This window comes from Rhabdothermincola sp., from assembly GCF_036846205.1.
In the GTDB taxonomy this organism is placed as follows: domain Bacteria; phylum Actinomycetota; class Acidimicrobiia; order Acidimicrobiales; family Acidimicrobilacustridaceae; genus Rhabdothermincola.
This window is the reverse complement of sequence record NZ_DAIUCK010000147.1, coordinates 1-5,305: the sequence shown is the minus strand read 5'-3', so window position 1 is coordinate 5,305 and position 5,305 is coordinate 1. Positions and strand designations below refer to the sequence as shown.

General features: G+C 71.4%; 6 protein-coding genes. All 6 read left to right on the top strand.

Annotated elements, in window-relative coordinates; genetic code table 11:
* Positions 1-275: 275 nt before the first annotated feature.
* Positions 276-2,108: a translation initiation factor IF-2 gene (gene infB, locus V7004_RS15075; protein WP_334145020.1), complete on the top strand. Its 1,833-nt coding sequence runs from the start codon at positions 276-278 to the stop codon at positions 2,106-2,108.
* Positions 2,109-2,124: 16 nt separating this feature from the next.
* The gene (locus tag V7004_RS15070) at positions 2,125-2,424 is read left to right on the top strand and encodes a DUF503 domain-containing protein (RefSeq protein ID WP_334145019.1); all 300 of its coding nucleotides are present in this window, start codon (positions 2,125-2,127) and stop codon (positions 2,422-2,424) included.
* On the top strand, positions 2,421-2,825 hold the full coding sequence (gene rbfA / locus V7004_RS15065; RefSeq protein WP_334145018.1) for a 30S ribosome-binding factor RbfA: 405 nt from the start codon (positions 2,421-2,423) through the stop codon (positions 2,823-2,825). Before V7004_RS15070 ends, rbfA begins: the two co-directional genes overlap by 4 nt.
* 10 nt (positions 2,826-2,835) lie before the next feature.
* Positions 2,836-3,759 (top strand): tRNA pseudouridine(55) synthase TruB, encoded by a 924-nt coding sequence (gene truB, locus V7004_RS15060; RefSeq protein ID WP_334145017.1) that lies wholly within the window; start codon positions 2,836-2,838, stop codon positions 3,757-3,759.
* A gap of 10 nt (positions 3,760-3,769) precedes the next feature.
* Entirely contained in the window at positions 3,770-4,729 is a 960-nt protein-coding gene (locus tag V7004_RS15055) for a bifunctional riboflavin kinase/FAD synthetase (RefSeq protein WP_334145015.1), read from the top strand.
* Positions 4,730-4,917: 188 nt separating this feature from the next.
* The coding region (locus tag V7004_RS15050) for a hypothetical protein (protein WP_334145014.1) at positions 4,918-5,305 on the top strand (388 nt) is incomplete at its 3' end.

Below are 5,305 nucleotides of genomic sequence, written 5' to 3'. Positions count from 1 at the left end.
CACCCCCTCCAGGCATGCGCCGCCAGAGCAGCGGGCCGGTGGGCCCGGGCGCCCCGCGCCGGGGTGTAGGGGGCCCTCCCGGTGGCGGTCGGGGTCCCGGTGCGGGCACGGCCCGCCCTGGTGTGGGCGCCGGTCGTCCCGGTGGCCCACCCCCGGGTGGCGGTCCACCAAGTGGGCGTGGCGGGCCCGGCGGTGGCCGGCCCGGTGGCCCGGGTCAACGTCGCCCGCAGCGCCGCAAGGGGCGCCGGCGCCGTTCGCGCGACGAGCTGCAGCCGATGGACATCCCCACCTACACGCCGAAGGAGGCTCCAGTCCCCGAAGGCGTCGTGGTGGTGGAGCGCGCCTCCACGCCTCAGGAGCTCGGCCCCAAGCTGAATCGCACCGCCGCGGACGTGGTCCGCTTCCTGATGCAACAGGGCGAGATGGTCACGGCCACCCAGTCGCTCTCCGACGACATGATCGAGCTCTTCGCCGCGGAGATCGGGGCGGAGATCCGCCTCGTGAACCCTGGCGAGGAGCAGGAGGTTGAGCTGCAGAAGCTGCTCCTCCTCGACGAGGAGGTGGACGAGGAGACCTACGAGTCCTGGCCGACCCGCCCGCCGGTGATCACCGTCATGGGTCACGTCGACCACGGCAAGACGAAGTTGCTCGACCGGATCCGCAACGCGAACGTCGTGGCGGGGGAGGCGGGCGGCATCACCCAGCACATCGGTGCGTACCAGACCGAAAAGGACGGTCGGCTGATCACGTTCATCGACACGCCGGGGCACGAGGCGTTCACGGCCATGCGGGCCCGTGGGGCGGAGGCCACCGACATCGTGGTGCTGGTGGTGGCGGCCGACGACGGGGTGATGCCCCAGACCATCGAGGCGCTCAACCACGCCAAGGCGGCCGGGGTGCCGATCGTGGTGGCGATCAACAAGATCGACCGTGAGAACGCCGACCCCAACCGGGTGATGCAGCAGCTGAGCGAGCAGGGCCTGGTTCCGGAGGAGTGGGGAGGCGACACCATCATGGTGCCGGTGTCCGCCCTGCAGGGCGACGGCATCGACGACCTGCTCGAGAACCTCCTCGTGGTGGCCGAGCTCGAGGACCTGCGGGCTCCCGTCGAAGGCCGGGCCCGGGGGGTGGTGCTGGAGAGCAATCTCGACATCGGGCGGGGCCCGGTGGCCACGGTCCTCGTGCAGCGGGGCACCCTCAAGGTCGGCGACCCCGTCGTGGCCGGCGCGTCGTGGGGGCGGGTGCGGGCCCTGATCGACGATCGCGGCAACCAGGTCAGGGAGGCCGGTCCGTCGACTCCGGTGCAGGTCCTGGGTCTGTCCGAGGTGGCCCAGGCCGGGGACTCGTTCGTGACCGCTCCCGATGAGAAGACCGCCAGCCGGGTGGCCGAGACCCGCGAGCACTGGCAGCGGTTGGCCACTCTCGGGCGCGAGGCGCACGCCATGTCCGGTGGCGCCAAGCTCGAGGACATCTTCAAGCAGATCCAGGCCGGCGAGACGGCCACGCTCAACCTGATCCTCAAGGCCGATGTGGTGGGCTCCCTTGAGGCGCTCACCGAGGCACTGCGCAAGCTCGAGCGCGACGACGTCAAGCTGTCGTTCGTGCACCGCGGCGTGGGCGGCATCACCCAGTACGACGTCCAGCTCGCCTCTGCGTCGAACGCCACCATCATCGGCTTCAACGTGCGGCCCGATCGCAAGGCCCGGGAGATGGCCGAGGCCGAGAACGTCGAGATCCGCACCTACGAGATCATCTACCAGGTGCTCGAGGACATCGAGAACGCCATGCTCGGCCTGCTCGCTCCCGAGTACGAGGAGGTCGTGACCGGTGAGGCCGAGGTCCGCGAGGTCTTCCGGGTGCCCCGGGTCGGCGCGGTGGCGGGCTGCTACGTCACCAACGGCGTGATCACCCGCGGGTCGAAGGTCCGATTCCTGCGTGAGGGGACGGTGATCTGGAAGGGCACCATCAGCTCGCTGCGACGCTTCAAGGACGACGTGCGCGAGGTTGCCGCCGGCTTCGAGTGCGGTGTGGGCCTGTCCGATTTCCAGGACCTCAAGCAGGGCGACATCATCGAGACCTACGAGGAACGGGAGATCCCGCGCAGCTGATGGCGCCATCGACGAGGTGACCGCGTACGTGCTCGCCCTCACCGTGGAGCTGCACCTCCCGGAGAGCCGGTCCCTGAAGGACAAGCGCGCCAGCCTGCGGTCCATCGTCGACGGGGCCCGCCGGCGTTTCGGGGTGGCCGTTTCGGAGACCGGCCGGCAGGACGCCTGGCAGCGAGCGGAGCTGTGCTTCGTCGGGGTGGCCGGGTCGCCGGGGCACACCACCGAGGTGATCGACGCGGTGGAACGCTTCGTGTGGTCGTTCACCGAGGTGGAGGTCACCGCCACCGAGCGGCACTGGTTGGAGATGGGGCCATGACCGGGCGAGGGGGATCCGGCGGCGGTCGGGGCTTCCCGCGCACGGCGCGGGTCAACGAGCTGCTGCGGGAGATCATCGCCGACGCGCTCGAGGCCATCGACGATGACCGCCTGGAGCTGCTGGCCATCACCGGAGTGGAGGTCGAGCGCGACCTGCGCCGCGCGGTGGTCTACTACGACTCGCTCCGGGGGGAGGAGGGCGATCCGGTGGTGCTCGAGGCGCTCAGTGCGCATCGGATCCGGTTGCAGGCGAGCATCAACCGGCAGGCTCACCTTCGTCGCACCCCTGAGCTGTCGTTCCGACCCGATCCCGCGGTCCGCTCGGGGGAGCGGATCGACGAGTTGCTGCGAGGCATCCACCGCGCTGGCGAGCCAGGCGGGCAGGGCGACCACGAGGGCTGAGGACCGCCCGGTGGGACGGGGTACGCGCCCGGGGCCTGACGGCTTGGTGGTGGTCGACAAACCGCCAGGCTGGACCTCCCACGACGTCGTGGCGAAGTGTCGCAAGCTGCTCGGCACCCGCCGGGTCGGCCATTCGGGCACGCTCGACCCCGACGCCACGGGGGTGCTGCTGGTCGGGGTCGGTCGGGTCACCCGCCTGCTGCGATTCCTGACCGCGCTGCCCAAGTCCTACACCTGCGAGATCATGCTCGGGGTCGAGACCTCCACCCTGGACGCCTCGGGGGAGGTGACCGCCACCCACGCGATGGCGGTCACGCCGGATGACGTGCGTGTGGCCGCGGAGGCGCTCACCGGTGAGATCCTGCAGGTGCCGCCGATGGTGTCCGCGGTGCACGTCGGTGGGCGCCGCCTGCACGAGCTGGCCCGCGAGGGTCGGGAGGTGGAGCGAGCGCCCCGGCCGGTGACGGTGTGGCGCTTCGAGGTGACCCCGACCGGGGATCCGCTGGTGTACCAGGCGTCGGTGATCTGCTCGTCGGGCACGTACGTGCGCAGCCTCGCCGCCGACCTCGGGGCGGCGCTCGGGGGCGGAGCCCACCTTCGCCACCTGCGGCGTACGGCCATCGGGTCCTTCACCGAGGCTGAGGCGTGGCCCGTCGAGCAGGTCGGGCCGGAGGTGCTGTTGGCGCCTGCCGCGGCGTTGCGCGACTACCCGCAAGCGCGGGTCGACGAGCGGGTGGCGGCCGAGGTGAGGGTGGGCAAGGTGCTCGACCGCAGCCGGCTGGGGGTCGGTGAAGGTGAGGGTCCGTGGGCGGTGCTCGACGCCGGTGGTGGGCTGCTCGCGGTCTACGAGCCCCATCGCGCGGGCACGGTGAAGCCGGCGGTGGTGGTGGCCCCGGCAGGCGGGGGATCGTCCGGCGGCCGGGTGCAGGGTTAGCCTCGCCACGATGCAGGTGCTGCGTGACATCGAGACCTGGCCCCGCCCGACCCGGGGCACGGCGGTCACGATCGGGGCCTACGACGGTGTGCACCTCGGTCACCGCGCGGTCATCGCAAGTGTCCGTGACCTCGCCGCCGCGCACGGGCTGGCCACGGCGGTCGTCACCTTCGATCGCCATCCGGCGGCGGTGGTACGACCCGACTCCGCCCCACCGCTGCTCACCGATCTCGAGCAGAAGCTGGAGCTGCTCGCCACCACCGGTGTCGACTACACGCTCGTGCTGCACTTCGACGACGCCCGCTCCAAGGAACCAGCCGAGGAGTTCGTCACCGAGGTGCTCGTCGGCAGCCTCAACGCCAGGGCGGTCGTGGTGGGCGAGGACTTCCACTTCGGTCACCGGCGCTCCGGCAACGTCGCCCTTTTGCGCGACATGGGGGCCAAGCTCGGGTTCGAGGTGCTCGGCATCGACCTGGTCGGCACCGACGGGCGGCCAGCCGCGGGTGAGGAACGGGTGTCCTCGACGGCCATCCGGGAGGCGCTCCGCCAGGGTGACCTGGCGCGGGCCAACCGGCTCCTCGGCCGGTACCACGAGGTGCGGGGCGCGGTGATCGACGGTGACAAACGCGCCCGCGAGCTGGGTTTTCCCACCGCGAACATCGCCGTGCCCTCCGAGATCTGCCTGCCGGCCGACGGCATCTACGCCGGCTGGTATCTGCGCCCCGACGGGCTCGCGCGCCCCGCTGCCCTCTCGCTGGGTCGGCGGCCGACCTTCTACGAGGACGCCGAGAGCTCGCTGCTGGAGGCTCATCTGCTCGACTTCGAGGGCGACCTCTACGGCGAGCCGGCCCGGGTGCGCTTCGTCGAGCGGTTGCGAGACGAGCGCAGGTTCGACTCGGTCGACGCGCTGGTGGAGCAGATGGACCGGGACTGCCAGCAGGCCCGCCGGATTCTCGGTCCCACCCCCTGACACCGGCCCGTTCCTCGAACCGCCGCCAACCGTCCTGGGACCCCGCTGGCCGGGCCGCCGTCCCTCAACGAGCTCGATGGCCGCGACGCCATCCGTCGACCAGCCCGCTGACCGGTTCGGGTCTGCGAGGGGGCGCTCGCGGGTATCGAGGGCCGATCCGCAGTGAGCCGGGATGCCGGGAGGTCGCCATGAGACGAGTCGCACTGGTGTCGCTCATCGCCTTGGCCGTGTGGGTCGGGAGCGTGCCCACGGCGTTGGCCCTCCCCCCGTACGCTGACACGTCCTACCAGTGCGAGGGGATCCCGAGCGGCGGAGCGTTGCTGCGACAGTTCGCAGACCCCACGGCGCGCACCACCTGGGCGCACTGGGGGGTGAGCGATTTCGCGTACGGAGGCCAGCTCTACGGGTCGAGCCGGGTCCGGGTGCTGTATCTCGACCAGGGTCCTGGCAGCGCCCCGGTCGTCGACCGACCGGTGCCACCGAGGTTCACCGGCAAGGTGGTCACCTGCCAGGTACCGTTCACGGCTGCCACCGCCAAGGTGATCTTCCTCTCACCCGCCCCGCCGCCACTCCCAC

Coding starts and splice junctions, on each gene's coding strand:
- infB (WP_334145020.1), top strand. CDS start 276: ATGGACATCCCCACCTACACGCCGAAGGAGGCTCCAGTCCCCGAAGGC.
- rbfA (WP_334145018.1), top strand. CDS start 2,421: ATGACCGGGCGAGGGGGATCCGGCGGCGGTCGGGGCTTCCCGCGCACG.
- V7004_RS15055 (WP_334145015.1), top strand. CDS start 3,770: ATGCAGGTGCTGCGTGACATCGAGACCTGGCCCCGCCCGACCCGGGGC.